The 18,107-nt window shown below is 53.6% G+C and carries 19 protein-coding genes; 15 read left to right on the forward strand and 4 right to left on the reverse strand.

Going from position 1 to position 18,107, the window contains the following annotated elements; translation table 11 throughout:
- Positions 1-571: 571 nt before the first annotated feature.
- A complete protein-coding gene (locus tag G7K71_RS11350) occupies positions 572-1,579 on the forward strand; it encodes a copper amine oxidase N-terminal domain-containing protein (protein ID WP_166346512.1) in 1,008 nt (335 codons plus the stop codon).
- 270 nt (positions 1,580-1,849) lie between these two features.
- Here the strand turns inward: G7K71_RS11350 and G7K71_RS11355 are convergent, their stop codons facing one another.
- From G7K71_RS11355 to G7K71_RS11365, 3 genes are all read right to left on the reverse strand, one after another.
- Positions 1,850-2,671, reverse strand: a complete 822-nt coding sequence (locus G7K71_RS11355) for an aminotransferase class IV (protein ID WP_313885005.1) — start codon at positions 2,669-2,671, stop codon at positions 1,850-1,852.
- Between the two features lie 71 nt (positions 2,672-2,742).
- On the reverse strand, positions 2,743-4,308 hold the full coding sequence (pabB, locus tag G7K71_RS11360; protein ID WP_166346518.1) for an aminodeoxychorismate synthase component I: 1,566 nt from the start codon (positions 4,306-4,308) through the stop codon (positions 2,743-2,745).
- Positions 4,309-4,333: 25 nt separating this feature from the next.
- The gene (locus G7K71_RS11365) at positions 4,334-4,900 is read right to left on the reverse strand and encodes an aminodeoxychorismate/anthranilate synthase component II (RefSeq protein WP_166346521.1); all 567 of its coding nucleotides are present in this window, start codon (positions 4,898-4,900) and stop codon (positions 4,334-4,336) included.
- A 431-nt stretch (positions 4,901-5,331) separates the two neighbouring features.
- On the opposite strand from G7K71_RS11365, the gene phnF reads away from it, so the two are divergent.
- From phnF to G7K71_RS11435, 14 genes are all read left to right on the forward strand, one after another.
- The gene (gene phnF, locus G7K71_RS11370; protein ID WP_166346524.1) at positions 5,332-6,084 is read left to right on the forward strand and encodes a phosphonate metabolism transcriptional regulator PhnF; all 753 of its coding nucleotides are present in this window, start codon (positions 5,332-5,334) and stop codon (positions 6,082-6,084) included.
- Between the two features lie 38 nt (positions 6,085-6,122).
- Entirely contained in the window at positions 6,123-7,031 is a 909-nt protein-coding gene (gene phnD / locus G7K71_RS11375; RefSeq protein ID WP_052303859.1) for a phosphonate ABC transporter substrate-binding protein, read from the forward strand.
- 123 nt (positions 7,032-7,154) lie between these two features.
- Positions 7,155-7,934, forward strand: a complete 780-nt coding sequence (gene phnC, locus G7K71_RS11380) for a phosphonate ABC transporter ATP-binding protein (RefSeq protein ID WP_013823315.1) — start codon at positions 7,155-7,157, stop codon at positions 7,932-7,934.
- Positions 7,927-8,739: a phosphonate ABC transporter, permease protein PhnE gene (gene phnE / locus G7K71_RS11385; RefSeq protein ID WP_013823314.1), complete on the forward strand. Its 813-nt coding sequence runs from the start codon at positions 7,927-7,929 to the stop codon at positions 8,737-8,739. Before phnC ends, phnE begins: the two co-directional genes overlap by 8 nt.
- A 13-nt stretch (positions 8,740-8,752) precedes the next feature.
- Positions 8,753-9,175 (forward strand): phosphonate C-P lyase system protein PhnG, encoded by a 423-nt coding sequence (gene phnG, locus G7K71_RS11390; protein ID WP_013823313.1) that lies wholly within the window; start codon positions 8,753-8,755, stop codon positions 9,173-9,175.
- Complete coding sequence (phnH, locus tag G7K71_RS11395) at positions 9,175-9,786, forward strand: phosphonate C-P lyase system protein PhnH (RefSeq protein WP_013823312.1); 612 nt, start codon at positions 9,175-9,177, stop codon at positions 9,784-9,786. Before phnG ends, phnH begins: the two co-directional genes overlap by 1 nt.
- Before the next feature lie 30 nt (positions 9,787-9,816).
- Positions 9,817-10,935: a carbon-phosphorus lyase complex subunit PhnI gene (locus tag G7K71_RS11400; RefSeq protein WP_166346530.1), complete on the forward strand. Its 1,119-nt coding sequence runs from the start codon at positions 9,817-9,819 to the stop codon at positions 10,933-10,935.
- Positions 10,935-11,807 (forward strand): alpha-D-ribose 1-methylphosphonate 5-phosphate C-P-lyase PhnJ, encoded by an 873-nt coding sequence (locus G7K71_RS11405; RefSeq protein ID WP_013823310.1) that lies wholly within the window; start codon positions 10,935-10,937, stop codon positions 11,805-11,807. Before G7K71_RS11400 ends, G7K71_RS11405 begins: the two co-directional genes overlap by 1 nt.
- Complete coding sequence (locus tag G7K71_RS11410; RefSeq protein ID WP_013823309.1) at positions 11,800-12,642, forward strand: ATP-binding cassette domain-containing protein; 843 nt, start codon at positions 11,800-11,802, stop codon at positions 12,640-12,642. Before G7K71_RS11405 ends, G7K71_RS11410 begins: the two co-directional genes overlap by 8 nt.
- A 51-nt stretch (positions 12,643-12,693) precedes the next feature.
- Positions 12,694-13,434: a phosphonate C-P lyase system protein PhnL gene (locus G7K71_RS11415; protein ID WP_166346533.1), complete on the forward strand. Its 741-nt coding sequence runs from the start codon at positions 12,694-12,696 to the stop codon at positions 13,432-13,434.
- A complete protein-coding gene (gene phnM / locus G7K71_RS11420; RefSeq protein ID WP_166346536.1) occupies positions 13,409-14,581 on the forward strand; it encodes a phosphonate metabolism protein PhnM in 1,173 nt (390 codons plus the stop codon). The genes G7K71_RS11415 and phnM overlap by 26 nt, the downstream gene beginning before the upstream one ends.
- 130 nt (positions 14,582-14,711) lie before the next feature.
- On the forward strand, positions 14,712-15,659 hold the full coding sequence (locus G7K71_RS11425) for a sugar phosphate isomerase/epimerase (protein ID WP_166346539.1): 948 nt from the start codon (positions 14,712-14,714) through the stop codon (positions 15,657-15,659).
- A 180-nt stretch (positions 15,660-15,839) separates the two neighbouring features.
- Positions 15,840-16,601: a type 1 glutamine amidotransferase gene (locus G7K71_RS11430; RefSeq protein ID WP_166346542.1), complete on the forward strand. Its 762-nt coding sequence runs from the start codon at positions 15,840-15,842 to the stop codon at positions 16,599-16,601.
- 83 nt (positions 16,602-16,684) lie between these two features.
- The gene (locus tag G7K71_RS11435) at positions 16,685-17,242 is read left to right on the forward strand and encodes an O-acetyl-ADP-ribose deacetylase (protein ID WP_013823304.1); all 558 of its coding nucleotides are present in this window, start codon (positions 16,685-16,687) and stop codon (positions 17,240-17,242) included.
- Positions 17,243-17,355: 113 nt separating this feature from the next.
- On the opposite strand, the gene G7K71_RS11440 is transcribed toward G7K71_RS11435, so the two are convergent.
- A complete protein-coding gene (locus G7K71_RS11440; protein ID WP_313884967.1) occupies positions 17,356-18,105 on the reverse strand; it encodes a carbon starvation CstA family protein in 750 nt (249 codons plus the stop codon).
- Positions 18,106-18,107 lie beyond the last annotated feature (2 nt).

The following is an 18,107-nucleotide window of genomic DNA, read 5'->3' on the forward strand; positions in this document are numbered from 1 at the left end:
CATCGCTCACCTTTTTACGGGGGGACTTTATTCGACAAAAAAACGGAATCTCCTGCTTTATATGGACAAAATTTTAAACAGCACCACAAAAAACCGGAAAAACCCTGCCTGTACCGGCAGGGTTCTTATTTTTTTAAGGTAAAGCTGCGAAAGGAGTTGTTTGTCATGGGCAGGACCACAAAGAAAAGAAAAAGCCAGAGGCAGAGGCCGGTGGAACTCACGGTTAGGTCACGCCAGCGTAAAGACCACGCTGGATACCTACTCCCACCTGCTGCCGGACACCCAGGCAGCGGCTGCCGCGGCTATCGGGGAGGTATTGGGCGACGGCGTTAGCAAGCGTTAGCAAACCGCCAGGAGCGGGCCTGGAACCCTTGCGGCGCAAGGGATTCCGGCCCTACCCTTGATGCGTATTATTTGAAGTGTTTTGTTCTTCAAGTATGGTGATAAGATTCTCAAGCACTTGCTGAAATAAGCAGCAATCGGAAAAAAGGTTGGCCCTTCACCCCTTAAAACTGACTGGCCAATCGTATAAAATGTACGAAGCAAAAAACAAAAGAATGGAGGGTGGTTTATGAAAGGGTTGAAAAAGTTTTTCTCCCTGGCGCTGATTACCGTACTGATCTTTTCCCTGGCGGCTGGTGCGTGGGCTGCACCAAAAGGTTGGGGTCAGTCCGGCCAGGCCAGAGGACACGCTGAACGGAACATTGAGCAAGAACATGAAAGGAACATGAATGAAGGGGCCACGGTTGAGGAAAAAGAGCAGAACCAGAATAAGGAAAAAGAACAGGAAATGAATGAACAGGAGAAAGAACCGGAACAGGAGAAAAATAGGCTAAAAAAGCAGGAAAAAAAGAAGAGCGTGACAGAGCACGTTTATAAGGGTGTAGAAAACGCCCTGCAGCATGTGAAAAACCCGGTGGCCCGGGCCGCTCTGCAGGCCATTCTGGAAGGGAGAAGCGTTGCCCAGGCGGTTTATGAAGCAAAGCAGTGCCTTGAGGATTGGAATGACCAGGATGAGATCGGCATCGTAGCCGGGGAATTGAAAGAGGCGCTGGAAGAGGATGTGTCCGCCGATAGCCTCACCAGGGCACAAGGTTATAAGCACCTGGGCGAGATGTTCATTAAGGCCGGAAAAATGGAGGATGCCCGTTCGCTGTTGGAGCAGGCCCTGAGGAACAACCCGGGTGACGATGAAATCTATTCTATCTTAAATAAGGTTTTTGCTAAAGTAAAAGATAATAATAAGGTAAAAGTGTATATAAAAGGAAACATGCCCATGTTTGATGTGGCCCCCGTGGTTGAAAATGGCCGCGTCCTGGTGCCGCTCCGGGTACTGGCAGAGAGCCTCGGTGCTGCCGTTGATTACAAGGATAACACCATTAACATTCAACTCAACAATTCCACCGTTAAACTGGTAGTGGGCAGCGGGAAGGCATTAGTTGACGGAAACCCGGTTATGCTGGAGGTTCCCGCCAGGGTTGTTGATGGACGGACACTGGTGCCTCTGCGCTTTATCGGGGAAGGTTTGAAGGCTAAAGTAAATTACTACCGGGAAGGCAACCTTGTAGCGGTAGAATAATAAATAAAGTGCTCGAAAAGCCACCCTGTCGGGTGGCTTCGATATTATGATCCCCAGAACTGGGGCCAGGTTGCCCCGCGATGAGTAAATATTCAGTGAACCCGGGGTGCTGTTACCGGCGCTTCGCAAGTCGTTCGCTCCGGACAGCGCCGCATCCTTGTCATAACCGGTTTTACTGATACTGCGATGAAAACCGGAGGGGTAAAGTGGCCTATGCTATGCTTACGGCCACTCACTCTTTATCCGGCCTTTCCGACATCCGCTTCCAGGCTATGATATGTGGTTGCTTACCGCCATTTTTATCTTTTCGGTTACAACTCCTGGTTGTCCGCTACCGATGGGGCGGTCATTAATTTTTACCAGGGGCATTACCATCATTAAAGAATTGGTCAGGAAACACTCGTCGGCATCGAGCAGTTCATGCGGCGAGACCGGCCGCTCCTGTGCCGCAATGCCCAGACGGCGGCAGGTTTCCAGCACCACCTGCCTCATGATGCCGGGCAGCAACCCCTGATCCGGAGAGGGAGTAATCACCTGGCTGTTTTTTACCAGAAAGATATTGCTCACTGCTCCTTCTGCCACATAGCCGGCGGTGTTCAAAAAAAGTGCCTCATCCCACCCTCTTTCCCGGGCTTCCTTTTTGGCCAGCACATTTTCCAGGTAGTTTAAAGTTTTGAATTTTACCAGAGGAGATTGTTCATTACGCCGGAAAGATGACCAGCCGGCCCGAAACCCCTTCTGGTAGTCCGGGGTGCTGTAAGGCAGGGGGCGGGTGGAGATGACCAGGTTGCCGGCGGCTTCGCCCGGGGCCGTTCCGGCGGAAAGGGTTAGGCGCAGGGCGCCGTCTGTGGTATCGTTTAGTTTTATTGTTTGATATACCAGACGGCCCAGCTCAGTCAGTAACAGGGGCAGGGCCATCCCCAGGGCTGTGCATCCCTTCTCCAGCCGTTTCAGGTGTGCTTCCAGCAACACGGGTTGACCCCCACGTACCAGGATGGTCTCAAAAAGGCCGTAGCCATAAAGGAATCCCTGGTCCAGGGCGGGAATTTGAGCGCGGCTTGCCGGCAAAAACTGGCCGTTTATACATATCACGGTGTTCAATTATCTATCACCTCACCGCATCCTCGTCATTGCGGTTTTGCTGAACATTCACTGATATTCTGTCACCGGGTTGATTGATGATTCCCATACACCACCGGCCTGACGGCCAGGGAAGCGAAAGCCTGCCGGTCATCCAGACCAAGCGCCCGTACCAGTGCCCGGGCCTTGTCCAGCGTTTCTACATACTCCATGTAAGGGTCTGAATCGATGGTAATGCCACCGCCAACCTGGAAGTAGATTTGTTCCCCTTTAAATATCAGCGTGCGGATCACTATATTTAAATCGGCGTTACCGTCAAAGCCGATGTAGCCGATGGAGCCGGTGTAAATACCCCGGCGTACCGGTTCCAGTTCCTCAATGATTTCCATGGCCCGGATCTTTGGCGCCCCGCTGATGGAGCCGCCGGGAAAGGCCGCCGCCAGCAGGTCCACCACATCTTTATCCGGGGCCAGTTCCCCTTCCACTGTGGAAACCAGATGAAATACGGTGGCATACTCCTCCAGCCGGTAAAGTTCCGGCACCCGCACCGATCCCGTCCGGCAGACCCGTCCCAGATCGTTGCGCTCCATATCCACAATCATCACCAGTTCGGCCCGGTCTTTTTCACTGTTCCACAACTCCTCCCTGAGCCGCATATCGCTGGCCGGGTCTTTTCCCCGGGGGCGGGTTCCTTTTATGGGGCGGGTCTCCACCCGCCTGCCGGTTACCTTGAGGAAGCGTTCCGGTGAAGAGCAGACCACCTGGAATTCTCCAAAGTTCAGGTAGGCCGCCATGGGGGCGGCATTGATGGCCCGCAGGCGCCGGTACAGGGGCCAGGGCTCCACCACCCGGGGCAGGGAAAAGCGCTGGGATAGGTTGACCTGAAAGATATCCCCGGCGGCAATGTACTCTTTGGCCCGCTGCACCGCCCGGCAGTAGCTGATTTCGTCAAAATGGGCAAAAAGGACGGGCGCGTTTCGTTTCCCGGGATGGCTTCCATGGTGAGAGCTGTTTACCCGCGGTATACCCGTGTCGCCGGCATGTGACCACGGTCCCCGGCTTCTTTCTACAGGAACGGTTACCATTTGTTGCCGTTGCAGCCCGCTGGCCAGCAAACTGCAGGTTTCAGCCAGCCTTTGCCGCGCCCGCCGTACGGCAGCTGCGGGACCGGTTTCCGGAAAACCCGTGGAAACCACCCATACTTCTCCCGTAACCCGGTCAACCACCGTGACCACGTCGTAAAACCCCAGGCAGAGGTCGGGGGTTTGTAAATCATCCACGGCCAGGGAGGGCATTTTTTCCAGTACCCGCCCTAGGTCGTAGCTGAAGTATCCCACCGCGCCGCCGCCGAAAGGAAGGGGACAGCTGCCCGGGGGCAGGCGATAATGGGCCAGTAAATCTTTGAGCTTTTCCAGAGGGTGGCCGGCTAAAAGAGTAGTTTCTCCTTCCCGTTCCAGCCATAAGCATTTTCCCCGGGAGCGCAACACCAGAAAGGGATCTGCCCCCATCAGGGAGTACCGGCCCAGTCCCTGGACGATCAACCCGCTGTCCAGCAAAAAGCTGTAGGGGCGGGAGGATAGCCCTTCGAAGAGGGCCAATACGTCTGCTGTTACCGGGATTTTCTTTATTAGAGGTAAACACACCGGCATAATCGATCCGCCCTTTCATTGGGATTCAGGCCGGGGTCAGGAAATTTGCCAGCAGTTTTTTCCCTACCATCGTTAAAATGGATTCCGGGTGAAACTGTACTCCCTCCACCGGATATTCCCGGTGCCTTAAACCCATGATTTCCCCCTGACCGGTTTGGGCGGTAATGGCCAGGCAATCCGGGAGGGTTTCTCTTTCCACCAGCAGGGAGTGGTACCGGGCAGCGGCAAAGGGGTTGGGTAACCCGCGGTAAATACCAGTGCCGTCATGGTAGACCAGGGAAGTCTTGCCGTGCATGGGCCGGCCGGCCCTTACGACCCGCCCGCCAAAGGCCTGACCGATGGCCTGGTGGCCCAGGCATACGCCCAGGATGGGGATGCGTCCGGCAAAGTGTTTAATTGCAACCAGGGATATTCCTGCTTCAGCTGGTGTGCAGGGACCGGGGGAAATCACAATGTGGCTGGGAGAAAGAGATTCCATTTCCTCCAGGGTCACCCGGTCGTTACGGAAAACCCGTACCTCTTGCCCCAGTTCCTGCAGGTACTGGACCAGGTTGTACACAAAGGAGTCATAGTTGTCGATCATAATGACCACAGTAAAAAACCTCCGGTAAATGTTCGGTTATCCCGCTATGGTGCCGCCCAGCACTCACCACAAGAAAAACAAAAGACCAGCCCCTTGCTGGTCCTCACCCCAGAATCTCCGAGTCGTCTCAAGCTCCCCCTGGCTCTTCCCTGCTCAGCTCAAGCTCAGCTTTCAGTTGTCAAGGTCAGCTTAGCACAGGTTTTAACGGTGTGTCAAGGAGGTTTAACGTAAAAATTACAAGGGTTTAATGTGAGCTTAATTTGTATTTAACAGGTTCATGCGATAGTAAAAGTAAAATACGAAAATATAAACCCGGTTCTTATGAGCCGGGGAGTTTTGTTTTAAGGGGAACGTATCTAGACATCTATATCTCTCGGATGTCCAATTTGCTGAGTTGATATCTCATTTGCGGGTCTAAATGATAAATGAGGTGTAAGTGTATGCTGGATAAGGCCAACGGCATTCCTTACTACCGGCAAATTGCACAGGATTTAGCAAGACAAATCCGGCAGGGGGCCTTCAGTGCTCAGGAGCGGTTGCCCTCTGAATCGGACTTAAGTACGTATTACGGAGTCAATCGCCATACCGTGCGTCAGGCCATTGCCGAGTTGATAAATGCGGGCCTGGTTTACCGCCTTAAGGGGAAGGGAACCTATCCCGTGCGGGGAGCGGAAAGGCAAATACAGTATAAGGTATCAAGCCGCACCTGTTTTACCCGAAACATTATGGAACTGGGGCATTCCCCTGCTGCAAGGATTTTAAAAGCGGTGGAGATGCCCCCCTCTCCCGAAGTGGTCACAGAACTGAACCTGGATCAGAACCAGCGGGTCGTGGTTCTGGAAATTTTACGCTCCGTAGACAATGAGCCCTTTTCCGTAGCCACCTCTTATCTCCCAAGCCATCTGGTGCCAGGCCTGTTAAATTTTCTGGAAGGATTCACCTCTCTTTACCACCTCCTGGAAAAACACTATCATCTGCGCCCCATCCGCGCTCGCTCAGCTTTGCGCGCCGTCCTGCCTACCGCTGATGATGCAGCAATATTGGAAATTTCACCCAATGTACCGGTGCTGCAGGTGAAAAGTACCATGCTTACGGAAGGGGGGGTGGTAATAGAATACTGCGTCTCGCGATTCAGGGGAGACAGGAGTTGTTTGCAGGTAGATTTTTCCCGTGGTCAAGAGGTTCGTAAGTAGGATGAGACCACACAAACCCTGTGCAAGGAGGACAAAAAATGATGACCAGGCTGTGGAGCAAACTTATAGTATTGCTGTCCCTGGGCAGCCTTCTCCTGGCGACTGCCGCCTGCGGCAGAATCGGGGAAAAGAATCAGGGTTCCGCCGCCTCGCAGGTGACTGAACTTAGGATTGGGCTTATTCCGTCAGAAAATGCGGAAGAGATTATGAAGCGATATCAGGGGTTAGTCGACTACCTGAGCAAAGAGCTGAACATTAAGGTAACCCCCTATGTGAGTACCGACTATACGGGGGTAATAGAGGCTATGCGTGCAAAACATTTAGATGTAGCATTCTATGGCCCATTTTCCTATATCCTGGCTGCGAAGGAAGCTGGCGCCGAAGCTTTTGCCATTGGTATTGGCGAGGATGGAAAGGATACCTATCATTCTTTATTTATCACGCGAAAGGACAGCGGTATCAAATCCATCGCTGACCTAAGGGGCAAAACCTTCACCTTTGGTGACCCGGCCTCCACTTCCGGTCACCTGATTCCCCGTTACATGCTGACCAAAGCGGGGCTGGATCCCGATAAGGATATGAAGGTGCAGTTTTCCGGCGGTCATGATGCCACTGCCCTGGCGGTAAAGAACGAAAAGGTCGATGCAGGAGCCATGGCCAGTGAAATATACGAGAAGCTGGTAAAAAACAACATTATCAGCCCCGATGAGGTTATCGTCTTTGCTAAGTCCGATCCGTTACCTCACAGCCCCTGGGCTTACCGGAATGACCTGCCCCAGGATCTCAAGGACAAAGTGAAAAAGGCTTTACTGGAAGTTGATCAGAAGGCTCCGGATGCCCTTGAGGGAACTAACTTTATCAAATTCAAAGAGGTGGATGACAACCGCTACGATATAATCCGGGACGTGGCCAAAACCCTTAACCTGGACCTGAGAAAGTTGAAATGACCAATGATGAACACGGGTGGCGGTCGTCACCAAGTGACGGCCGCTAACCCAGAATTTGGCGGCAATATTTTTGCAGTCAGGTAAGGTACAAGATAACAATTTATCAGGATGGAGGCGATAAAGGTGATTCGCATAACTAACTTATCCAAGGAGTATCGGGGCGGCGTGAAGGCCGTGGTGGATGTCAACCTGGAGGTGCATAAAGGGGAATTTGTGGCCCTTTTGGGTTTAAGTGGAGCCGGCAAATCCACTCTTTTGCGTTGTATTAACGGGCTGGTGCAGCCTACCACCGGGGAGGTGACGGTGGCGAACCTTAATGTCAATGGCCGGTCCAGGGAGCTTCGCGAATTGCGACGCCGGGTGGCCATGATCTTCCAGCAGTTTAACCTGGTGAAACGGCTGACCGTACTGGACAATGTGTTATGTGGGCGTTTGAGCTATTGCGGTATATTTTTCAGTTGTTGCCGGATTTTTTCAGATGCCGACCGGGAACTGGCCTGGCATGCCCTGGCGAGGGTGGGACTGCAGGACAAGGCCTTCCAGCGGGCAGACCAGTTAAGTGGTGGGCAGCAACAAAGAGTAGGTATTGCCCGGGCACTGGTACAGCAACCAGAAGTACTGCTGGCCGACGAGCCCGTGGCCAGTTTGGATCCCAAATCGTCCCGGAGGGTAATGGATATTCTTGCCAGCATCAACCGGGAAGATGGCCTGACTCTCCTGGTCAGCATGCACGATGTGGACCTGGCCCTGGAATATGCTTCCAGAGTAGTGGGATTGCGGGATGGTCGGATGGTGCTGGATAAGCCCGCCCATACCGTAAGCAAGGCCGACCTGGAATGGCTTTACCAGCAGCCCGATGATTCAGCAGAGTTTGATACGATGGCGGAGGTTGCCTATGCTTAGGCTTATTGAAGGTGCATCTTTAAAATCAGCAGTACCGTGGCGGGAGAGATTTTTTACCTGGCAGAGGGTGCTGGTGGTGGCGCTAGCGGTGGTCGTCTACTGGCGCAGCGCAGTGGATTGTGAATTGAGCCCCTTGACCCTCATTCAGGGAACGCCCCATCTTGTGGATATTGTGAGCCGGATGTTACCCCCGAATTTTTCAATTATGGGATCACTCATACGGCCCACATTGGAAACGGTAGAAATGGCCATCTGGGGAACTACCCTGGCGGTAATAATAGCGATTCCCCTGGGGGTATTGGCAGCTCAGAATGTGTCTCCTCACCCTATTCTATACACGCTTTCCAGGCTGATCCTGAATGCCCTGCGGGCCATCTCGGAGATGGTTTTTGCCTTGATTTTTGTAGCTGCTGTTGGTCTGGGCCCCTTCCCGGGGGTGCTGGCCGTAGCCATTCATTCCGCCGGGCAGTTGGGCAAGTTTTATGCCGAGGCCATTGAAAATATTGACCGTGGTCCGGTGGAGGCATTGGAGGCCACCGGTGCCCATAAGATCCAAACATTGGTCTTTGCGGTAGTACCCCAGATTGTACCTGAATTTATTACCTATACCTTGTACCGTTGGGAGGTCAATGTACGGGCGGCGACCGTGCTTGGCCTGGTCGGGGCTGGTGGCATCGGTTTTGAGTTGTTAACCAGTATGCGTTTGTTCCAGTATCAGGATACTTCTGCCATACTGCTGGTCATTCTGCTCACCGTAAGTATAGTGGATTTTCTTTCCAGCCGCATACGCAGCGCCATCATTTAAGGAGTGAGGATAGATGAACGAAGAGCGCCTCCGGACGATTTTGCACAGGGTGGATAACGGTATCCTCAGTCAACTGGCCCGCAGCGTGCTGGCTGCCTCTCCGGAAATCAGGGTAATTAAGCCGCCTCAAGTGGGCCTGGTGATGATGCAGGCCCGGGAAACGGTGGAAAACGAGCCCTTCAATCTGGGGGAAGTTTTGGTTACGGAATGTACTGTGGCGCTCGGGGAAGCTACCGGCTGGGGTTGTTGTCTTGGTGACGATCCGGAGCGGGCCTACCACCTGGCCGTGCTTGACCTGGCATTACACCTGGGTGTGGGGCCGGTTGACGGAATAAGAGCGGCCCTGTTGGCTGAAGAGGAACGTATACTTCGAGAAGATGGGGCCGAATTTGCCAATATTGCCCGTTCACGGGTACAATTTGAGGCCTTGGGGTGATGAACGAGATGTGGGATATTTCCTGGTTTGACCCGGTTTACAGCAGTCAAAAAGTGTTTCGTCAATTACTGGATTGCATGGCCAGGCCGGGAAAAATAGCCGAACTCAGGGGGGTTGAGGGAGAATCCAGGGACTTTCTCTACGTTGCTGCCTTGGCACTAACGCTAATGGATGAGGAGACTACATTTGCAACACTGGGGCCGGGCTGGGAGGAATTTGTTTCGTTTTGCAAGTTTTACACCGGAAGCAGGCCAGCAGCTCCTGAGCAGGCAGATTTCGTGTTTATCGACGGCGATCGGCCGGGGCCGGACTTGATACAAGTTCGCCGCGGCAACTTGTTGTTTCCTGACCAGGGGGCGACTGTCATCTGCCGTGTAAATACCATTTATCCCGGTGCTTTTCAGGCAGCCGGAGAAGGGATTGTGCTGCGCCTGCGGGGGCCCGGAGTGCCGGGTGAACGAGAGCTCACCGTGGCCGGGCTGACCAGAGAGAACCTGGCTTGCCTGGAGAAACTTAACTCTGAATTCCCCCTTGGGGTAGACACCATCCTGGTGAGTGTTCAGGGTCAACTGGCCTGTATTCCCCGGTCGTCAAGTATGACGTGGTGCTGAAGTTTTACAAGCAGGAGGGGTGGTAAGATCATGGGATATGTGCCTATCAAGGGAGGGAAGGCCGCAATAGAAGCAGCTGAAGAATTGGTGCGTTACTTTCGCCTGCGAGGTGGGTCGGCTCCCCTTGAAGTCAAACAGATCCGGGACCAGATGCGTCTCGCGGTGGACCAAGTTATGGGCGAAGGTTCCTTATATGCACCTTTTCATGCAGCCCTGGCCCTGAAACAGGCTGAAGGAGATACCATAGAGGCATCTTTTCTCCTGCGGGCTTACCGGTCCACGTTGCCCAGGATTGGTTATTCCCTCGTCGCGGATACCAGGGAAATGGCAGTGATACGACGTATATCGGCGGCTTTCAAAGATATACCCGGCGGTCAGATCCTTGGTCCTACCCGGGACTACAGTCTACGGTTGCTGGACTTTCAGCTGGTAGAGGAAAATCCAACCCATATCAAGGAGTTCTTAAGAGAATTTGCTTCTAAGGCGGGAAGAGGAGAGGACGATGGGAAGGAAGAAGTGCTACCATCTTTCCCTAAAGTGGTGGACATGCTGCGGGCCGAGGGACTTCTGGAGACTCCCAACAAGACGGAGGAAGCAGAGGAAATAATAGACATTACCCGGCAGCCTCTCACATTCCCGGCTCCCCGGGCAGCCAGGATGCAAGCTATGGCCAGGGGAGAAACGGGGGGGTTGATGGCCTTAGCCTACAGCAGTATGCGGGGTTACGGCAATATTCACCCTACCCTGGGGGAACTGCGAGTGGGATATGTTCCGCTGCGCGTGCATCACAGGACCCGCCCAGATGAAGTGGTGACTGTGGGACGGGTACTGGTAACGGAAGCAGAGGTCATTGCCCGGATGGATGCCGGGGAGGATGGTATTCCCCGCTTTACGCTGGGCTATGGCCTTTGCTTTGGACATAACGAAATAAAGGCTATTTCCATAGCTGTACTGGACCGTACCATGCGCACTGGTTCCAAAGAAGCGCCGGCAGAGGACGAAGAGTTCGTTCTCTATCATATAGACGGCATTGAGGCTTCTGGCTTCACCGCACACTGGAAGTTACCCCACTATGTTACTTTCCAGTCGGTTTTGGATCGGCTACGCCGGGCACAGCAGGTGGGGCGCAAAGAGGAGGGTTCGCAGTGATGCGGGAGAAAAAAGTGCAGTCAGGGTATAATTTTGCTTTTCTGGATGAGCAAAGCAAAAAAGAAATCCGGCGGCGCATGCTGAAAGCGGTTGCCATTCCGGGTTACCAGGTACCCTTTGCTTCCCGGGAACTACCAATCGCCCGGGGGTGGGGTACCGGTGGCTTGCAGCTGACCATGTCCCTGATTGGCCCGGACGATATCCTAAAAGTGATTGATCAAGGTTCCGACGATGTGGTTAACGCCGTAAATATTCGTAAGCTTTTGGTGCTTACCACCGGGGTGCGCACGACGGAGGATACCCGTGAAGCCACACTGATCCAGACCCGACACCGCATTCCAGAAGAACCGCTGGAGGACTGGCAGATTCTAGTGTTTCAAGTTCCTTACCCGGAACCCCTGCGCCGGGTGGAGCCCAGTGAAGTGAAGACCCGGGAGATGCATGCGGAAGCTGACTACAGCCGCCTGTGGGTTTACCTGTATGAGGATATCGTGCGCTGGGGTGAGATCACCATTGGTGCGCAGTATCCCGTTATGGTAAACGGCCGTTACGTGATGGATCCATCTCCCATCCCCCGCTGGGATGTGCCGCGTTTGAATATGGCTGAGACTCTTTACCTTTTTGGGGCCGGGCGGGAAAAGCGTATTTACGCCGTGCCGCCTCATACACGGGTGGAACCACTGCAGTTTACTGATTATCCTTTCCGGGTGGAGGATTTTAGAGGCAAGCAATGCGCCCTGTGCGGCAGTGCGGATACTTACCTGGATGAAATAATTGACGATACTACCGGTGCCCGGCGTTACATTTGTTCCGACACTGCATACTGCGCCAAACGGCGGCGGCTGAAGGAGGAAGCAGGCGAAAATGCCTAACGAAGAACCTTTGCTCAAGGTGCGGGGACTGACCCGCATTTTCGGCAGCGGGTGCAGTAAATGTACGAGTTGCACCGGCCCCATGGCTGGAACCAATATTTGTTCTCACTGTCGTTCTATAGTAGCCTGTGCCGATGTTTCCTTTGACCTTTATGCGGGTGAAATTCTGGGAGTGGTGGGTGAAAGCGGTTCAGGCAAGAGCACCCTGGTACAGTGTCTTTACTTTGATATTCCCGCTACTGCCGGGGAAGCTTGTTTCAAGCCTTACAAAGACGGCAAGGTGAACATGCTTGCCTGCAGCGCTCAGGAAAAACGCTACATTCGTCATTACCTGATGGGGATGGTTTACCAGAATCCCCACCTGGGATTGAAGCTTGATTTTACCGCTGGGGGGAATATTGCTGAAAAACTCCTTACAGCCGGCATTTACCACGTAGGCCAGATTCGCCGGCGGGCGGCGGAATTGTTGCTGCGTACTGAAGTGCCCCTGGAGCGCATGGATCACCTGCCGCGTTTTTTTAGCGGCGGCATGCAGCAGCGGGTGCAGATCGCCAAGGCTTTGGCCAATAACCCGCCGCTGGTTTTCCTGGATGAAGTGACTACCGGTTTGGATGTTTCGGTGCAGGCCCGGGTGCTGGATCTGATTAAAAAGCTTCAAAGAGAACTGGGGTTAACCATGATTGTAATTTCCCATGACCTGGGGGTTATACGCTTGCTGACCAACCGTACGCTGGTGATGAAAACCGGCCGGGTGGTGGAAACGGGACTTACAGATCAGATTCTTGAGGATCCCCAGCATCCCTACACCCAGTTGCTGGTAAGCTCGATGCTTTAGTTTTTATCAAGACAATTATCGGTAAATTATAATTCGCAGGGGAGATATGAGGTGACTGAGATACTTCGAGTTTTGAGGCTGACGAAAATTTTTAAACTGCATCTCCTGGGAGGCAAGGAGGTTGTTGGATGTAAGGATATTTCCTTCAACCTTGGGACCGGAGAAGTATTGGGCATTCAGGGGCCGAGTGGGGCGGGTAAATCAACGGTGTTGAAATGTATTTACCGATCATATGTAGCCTCTACAGGTCAGGTCTTCTACCGGTCGATTAATGGAGTGATTGACCTGTTACAGGCACAGGAGAGGGATATTCTGGAACTGCGGCGGCAGGAAATCGGATATGTATCCCAGTTCTTGCGGGTGGTACCGCGCGTTTCGGCCCTGCAAGTGGTGGCCGAAGGATTACTGCTGCAGGGCCGGGAAGAGTCCAGCGCTTTGAGGGATGCCGGACGCCTTTTAACGTATCTCGGTATACCCAGGGAACTTTGGGATGCTTCACCTGCCACCTATAGCGGTGGCCAGCAGCAACGCGTTAATGTAGCCCGGGCTGTGGTTACTCGTCCCCGCCTGCTACTTTTGGACGAACCCACCGCTTCCCTGGATGAACAAACCAAACGGCGGGTGAATGATTTAATCCTGGATTTAAAGCGAAGCGGTACTGCCATCCTGATGGTTTCCCATGACCGGGAAAGCCTGGAGCAGGTGGCAGATAGAATGCTATTCCTAGATAATGTAAGCGAAAACCAATCTGGGGAGGGGAATAGGCTTGCCTTCAAGGTTGCTCATCACTAATGTGCGGGTTGTTCTGCCCCACCGGTTGCTTGAGCCGGGCTACGTATATGTGGAGGATGGCTGCATCGCAGAGGTTGGGGAAGGAACAACCACCGGTGGTTCCGGTTTAACTGAGTTTGACGGGGCCGGTGCCTATCTCCTGCCAGGTCTGGTGGACATACATAGCGATGCCGTGGAAAAGGAGATTCAGCCTCGACCCAATGTTACCTTTCCCATAGGGCCGGCTTGTGGCGAACTGGAAAGAAAGCTGGCCGCCAATGGAATAACTACCATCTTCCATTCTATCTCTTTCTCGGCTGGAGAGGGTGTTCGGTCCAATGATCTGGCGGCAACAATTGCCCGCCATATCTCCGGACAGGCGCGTCAATGTCACCTGATCCGTAACCTGGTGCACCTGCGCTATGAAATCAGTAACACGGCTGCCCTGGAACTGATGGAGGAATTAATCGCCGAAGGAGTAGCCAGCCTTTTTTCCTTCATGGACCACACGCCGGGGCAGGGCCAGTACGGGTCAATAGAGCAGTACAAAAAGTACGTTCGGAAGACCTACTGGTTGAAGGAAGAGGAATGTGATGCCCTGGTAGCTCAGAAGATCCGGGAACGGCAGGAAGTGGATCCGGCACGACTACGGTTCCTGGCTGCTACTGCTCAGGCTCGTGGGGTTCCGCTGGCTTCCCATGACGACGATACTCCAGACAAAGTAGAGGAGATGTACCGCCTGGGAGCATCTATTGCTGAATTTCCCGTTAACCTGGCTACGGCCAGACATGCCCGTTTGCTGGGGATGCATGTTTGTGTGGGAGCCCCTAATATTTTAAGAGGCGGTTCCCATGAAAATAATTTAAAAGCCCGCGAAGCACTGGATAGCGGTGCGGCAGATATTCTTTGTTCCGACTATTACCCTCCGGCGCTCCTGCAGGCTGTCTTTTACCTGGCGGCGGACGGTTACAGCTTGCCTGCTGCAGTGCGCCTGGCCACTCTCAATCCAGCTCAAGCTACCGGTCTGGTCGCTGAACTGGGCTCGGTAGAAGAGGGGAAAAAAGCCGACTTAATCCTGGTGCGGTTAATTGGCGGCCAGCCCGTGATTATGGGAACTGTAACAGGGGGTAAGTTAGTGGCCAGGTTTGCTTATCATCTTAACCCGTAAAGAACGGGTACAGCCTCTAGTCAGGATTTTTCGCGGGTTAAATGTCGGGCTTAATTTACACATGTATGGGATCACGGTTGTTATAAACGCCTGGTTGCGACTGGTAACGTTTAACTACCGCAAAGGAGGTTTGAAACAGGTTCCAATGCCCATCAAAGGATTTGGTATCAACGCCGATGCTGCCCGGCTGGATAACAATTTGGACACCCTGGCCCGGGATTTAGAGTATTTTGCCGGGCTCGGTTTTGAGTATGTGGAAATTCCTGTGCACGGAGTGGGGGCCATGATAGGAGGACGGCTGCTGCCCCCGCGGGTGGAGGAAATATGCCGGCTGCTTGCCCGGTTTCCCTTTCGTTACACAGTCCATGCCCCCAATCCTTTAAACCTGATGGATATTGAAAACCTGTTCTGGCAAAAAAAGGCTTTTGAGAAAAGCCTGGAGTTTGCTGCAGCCATTGGAGCGGAGGTACTGGTTTACCACAGTGGCAGGTATGTACCAGAGGAGACCTTCCACCTGCCCGGAGGTCGACAGGACCTTAGCCCGGAAGTCAGAGATGAAATGCGACGGCAGGAGCGGGAAGCGTTACTGGATCTGGCCGAAAGGGCGAAACAACTGGGGGTTACCATAGCTATGGAAAATGCCCGGCCCTACCTGGATGGCAGCCCCTATTGTTATGCGGAGCACTTGTCCCTGCTGGTGGAACAGGTGAAGGCTATCGGCCATCCCCAGGTGGGCATAACTCTGGATGTAGGTCATGCATATCTATCGGCCCGGCATTATGGCTTTGATTTCCTGGGAGCCGTGGCCCTGGCTGCTCCATACGTACGCCACGTGCACCTGCACGATAACTTCGGCCGGATTTCCGGTTCGCTGGAAAAGAAACAGGCTGAGTTGATGGCCGCCGGCCGGGGGGATCTGCACCTGCCCATCGGTTTTGGTGAAATCCCGGTCGCTGACGTACTTGCTTTATTGCGGGATTACTCCGGTGTGATAATACACGAAATTCGCCCCCGTTACCGGGGGTGGGCCGGGACGGCCCTGGAACGGGGGCGGCAGCTGGTGGCCTGTTGTTATTAGCTTCTCGATTGGGCTTGTCCGGCAAAACCAGCCATGGTATTATGGAAAATAAATGTGAAGGCATTACAAGAAACAAGACATAATGGACACCCTTATCCACGTCTGCGGTAGTTATCGGGGTCATTTTCAATTGTGTTCACGGTTAAGCAAAAAACGAATTGATTTTTGGAGGTTTTTGAGTTGCGAGCGCTGTTAGTACAAAATGTGGCCATTGAAGGGCCGGGTCTTTTACAGCCGGCCATGGAGAAGGAGGGCTGGCAGCTTGATATACGGGTGATGGATCAACCGGGGGCACACTTGCCTGCCTCTTTAGATGGCTATGGCGCCCTGGTAATCCTGGGCGGCCCGATGAACGTCTATGAAGAGGAGTCCTACCCTTATTTAAGGCAAGTTGATCAACTGATTAAAAAAGCAATCCAAAAAAGTTTACCCGTGCTGGGTATCTGTCTTGGCGGTCAGCTGATTGCCAAGGCCCTGGGTGCACCTGTTGTCCGCAATCCGGTTCCGGAGATCGGCTGGTATAAACTCCGGCTTACCGCCGACGGTTTGAAGTCGCCCCTGTTTGCCGGTTTGCCGGAAGAATTTTTTGTCTTCCAGTGGCACGGTGATACCTTTGCCCTGCCTTCCGGGGTTTCCCACCTGGCTGCCAGCGAGGATTGTGTTAACCAGGCCTTTTCTTTAGGGCGGCATATCTTTGCCCTGCAGTTTCACCTGGAGGTGAACCCGGAGATAATTAATACCTGGGCCGAAGCTTATGCCGATGAATTGGAAGAATACGGTGGTCCCGGTGCCGCCGGCCGCCTGGTGCAGGAGACCGCGGCTGTCTGGGAGGAGTACCGGCAGGTGGCCGGGCAATTTTTGAATAACTGGATGGCTATTTTGTCGGGACACGGGACAGCGCCGCATCCAACCGGGTTCACTGAATATTTACCTTCAGGTTAAAATAAAACGCGAAAAAGAGAGGAAAACTTTGCCCGAACGCGAATTATTTGGGCAAAGTTTTCTGGTTCCGGGAGGGATTTTTCATGGAGGTGCGTTTGGGTTCAACCTTGCTGCGTTTGATGGTGGGGGATATCACCCAGCAGGATACCGAAGCCATTGTTAATGCGGCCAATTCCAGCCTGATGGGCGGTGGGGGTGTGGACGGGGCCATTCACCGGGCCGGGGGGCCGCAGATCCTGGAGGAATGCAAGCAGATTGTGGCCCGGCAGGGCAGCTTGCCCACGGGTCAGGCGGTAATTACCACCGGCGGCAAATTGAAAGCCCGGTATGTCATCCATACCGTGGGCCCCATCTGGTCGGGGGGCAACCGGGGAGAAGACGAGCTGCTGCACAATGCCTATTATAACAGCCTTTCCCTGGCCAGAGAAAAGGGTATCAAATCCATTTCCTTTCCCTCCATCAGTACCGGTGCCTACCGTTTTCCCATCGAGCGGGCGGCTACCATTGCTTTGAAAACGGTGCGGGATTTTATTTTAGAAAACGATTTCTTTACGGAAGTACGCTTTGTTCTGTTCCGTGAAGATGATTTCAAAGTCTACCAGAGGGCCTGGGAAAAACTTTCCGGTGGGGTAGAAGGTTGAAAAATACAGGCGCCCCAAAGGCTTTTCTGCCTAAAAAGCCCGGGAAATTCCCGGGCTTTTTATTAAGGATTTTTCCTTATTTAATGTGGAGTAACGTGTCACTTATGGCCTGGTCATGCTGTGGGAGCTTTTTCAAGGCGCTTCGTGTGGGTATCTTGCTCCTTTTGGGAGAGCAGCTTTACCCACGTCCTCACGGAATCGGCGATAATCAGGATGACCATGATCAGCATGATTGCTGAAATGGACGCCAGCAGGTAGTTATGCTTCGGCAGGTAGTTGATGACAATATTTTGATATCCGGCTGTAATGGTGGTTACTGTCAGGAAGACCATAGGGATGAAGGTGGTCCAGGCATACCGGGCCTTGCCCATCCTGATCAGCATGGTGGTGCCGATAGCCAGGGCCATGCTGCCCAGCAGCTGGTTGTTCACACCGAAAAGGGGCCAGATGGTGGAAATGCTGCCGCCGTACAGCAGGTATCCCCAGGCCAGGGTGAAAATACCGCTGGTCAGGATGATGCCCGGCCACCAGTTGTGGTCCTTTAACGGCTTGTACACCGCACCGCCGATTTCCTGCATCAGGTAGCGCCCGACCCGTGTGCCGGCATCAATCAGGGTCAGGATAAACAGGGCTTCAAACATGATGGCAAAGTGGTACCAGTAGCCCATCAGGTGCCGTAAGCCGCCGATTTTGGAGAAGATGTCGGCCATGCCCACGGCCAGGGACACGGCGCCGCCGGGGCGGCCGGCCAGGTTTTCTGACACCAACTGGGAGAGCACGGGCAGGTCCTGTACCTGCATGCCCAGCTTGGCAAAGACCTCCGGCGGGCTGTTGATGGCAAAATAATCGGCGGCCGGCAGCACGG

The organism is Desulfofundulus sp. TPOSR (assembly GCF_011393055.1).
In the GTDB taxonomy this organism is placed as follows: domain Bacteria; phylum Bacillota; class Desulfotomaculia; order Desulfotomaculales; family Desulfovirgulaceae; genus Desulfofundulus; species Desulfofundulus kuznetsovii.

What these genes read in the sequence shown, in the direction of transcription:
- G7K71_RS11350 (WP_166346512.1), top strand. Translation starts at nt 572, where the DNA reads ATGAAAGGGTTGAAAAAGTTTTTCTCCCTGGCGCTGATTACCGTACTG.
- pabB (WP_166346518.1), bottom strand. Translation starts at nt 4,308, where the DNA reads ATGCCGGTGTGTTTACCTCTAATAAAGAAAATCCCGGTAACAGCAGAC.
- phnF (WP_166346524.1), top strand. Translation starts at nt 5,332, where the DNA reads ATGCTGGATAAGGCCAACGGCATTCCTTACTACCGGCAAATTGCACAG.
- phnD (WP_052303859.1), top strand. Translation starts at nt 6,123, where the DNA reads ATGATGACCAGGCTGTGGAGCAAACTTATAGTATTGCTGTCCCTGGGC.
- phnE (WP_013823314.1), top strand. Translation starts at nt 7,927, where the DNA reads ATGCTTAGGCTTATTGAAGGTGCATCTTTAAAATCAGCAGTACCGTGG.
- phnG (WP_013823313.1), top strand. Translation starts at nt 8,753, where the DNA reads ATGAACGAAGAGCGCCTCCGGACGATTTTGCACAGGGTGGATAACGGT.
- phnH (WP_013823312.1), top strand. Translation starts at nt 9,175, where the DNA reads ATGAACGAGATGTGGGATATTTCCTGGTTTGACCCGGTTTACAGCAGT.
- G7K71_RS11400 (WP_166346530.1), top strand. Translation starts at nt 9,817, where the DNA reads ATGGGATATGTGCCTATCAAGGGAGGGAAGGCCGCAATAGAAGCAGCT.
- G7K71_RS11405 (WP_013823310.1), top strand. Translation starts at nt 10,935, where the DNA reads ATGCGGGAGAAAAAAGTGCAGTCAGGGTATAATTTTGCTTTTCTGGAT.
- G7K71_RS11410 (WP_013823309.1), top strand. Translation starts at nt 11,800, where the DNA reads ATGCCTAACGAAGAACCTTTGCTCAAGGTGCGGGGACTGACCCGCATT.
- G7K71_RS11435 (WP_013823304.1), top strand. Translation starts at nt 16,685, where the DNA reads ATGGAGGTGCGTTTGGGTTCAACCTTGCTGCGTTTGATGGTGGGGGAT.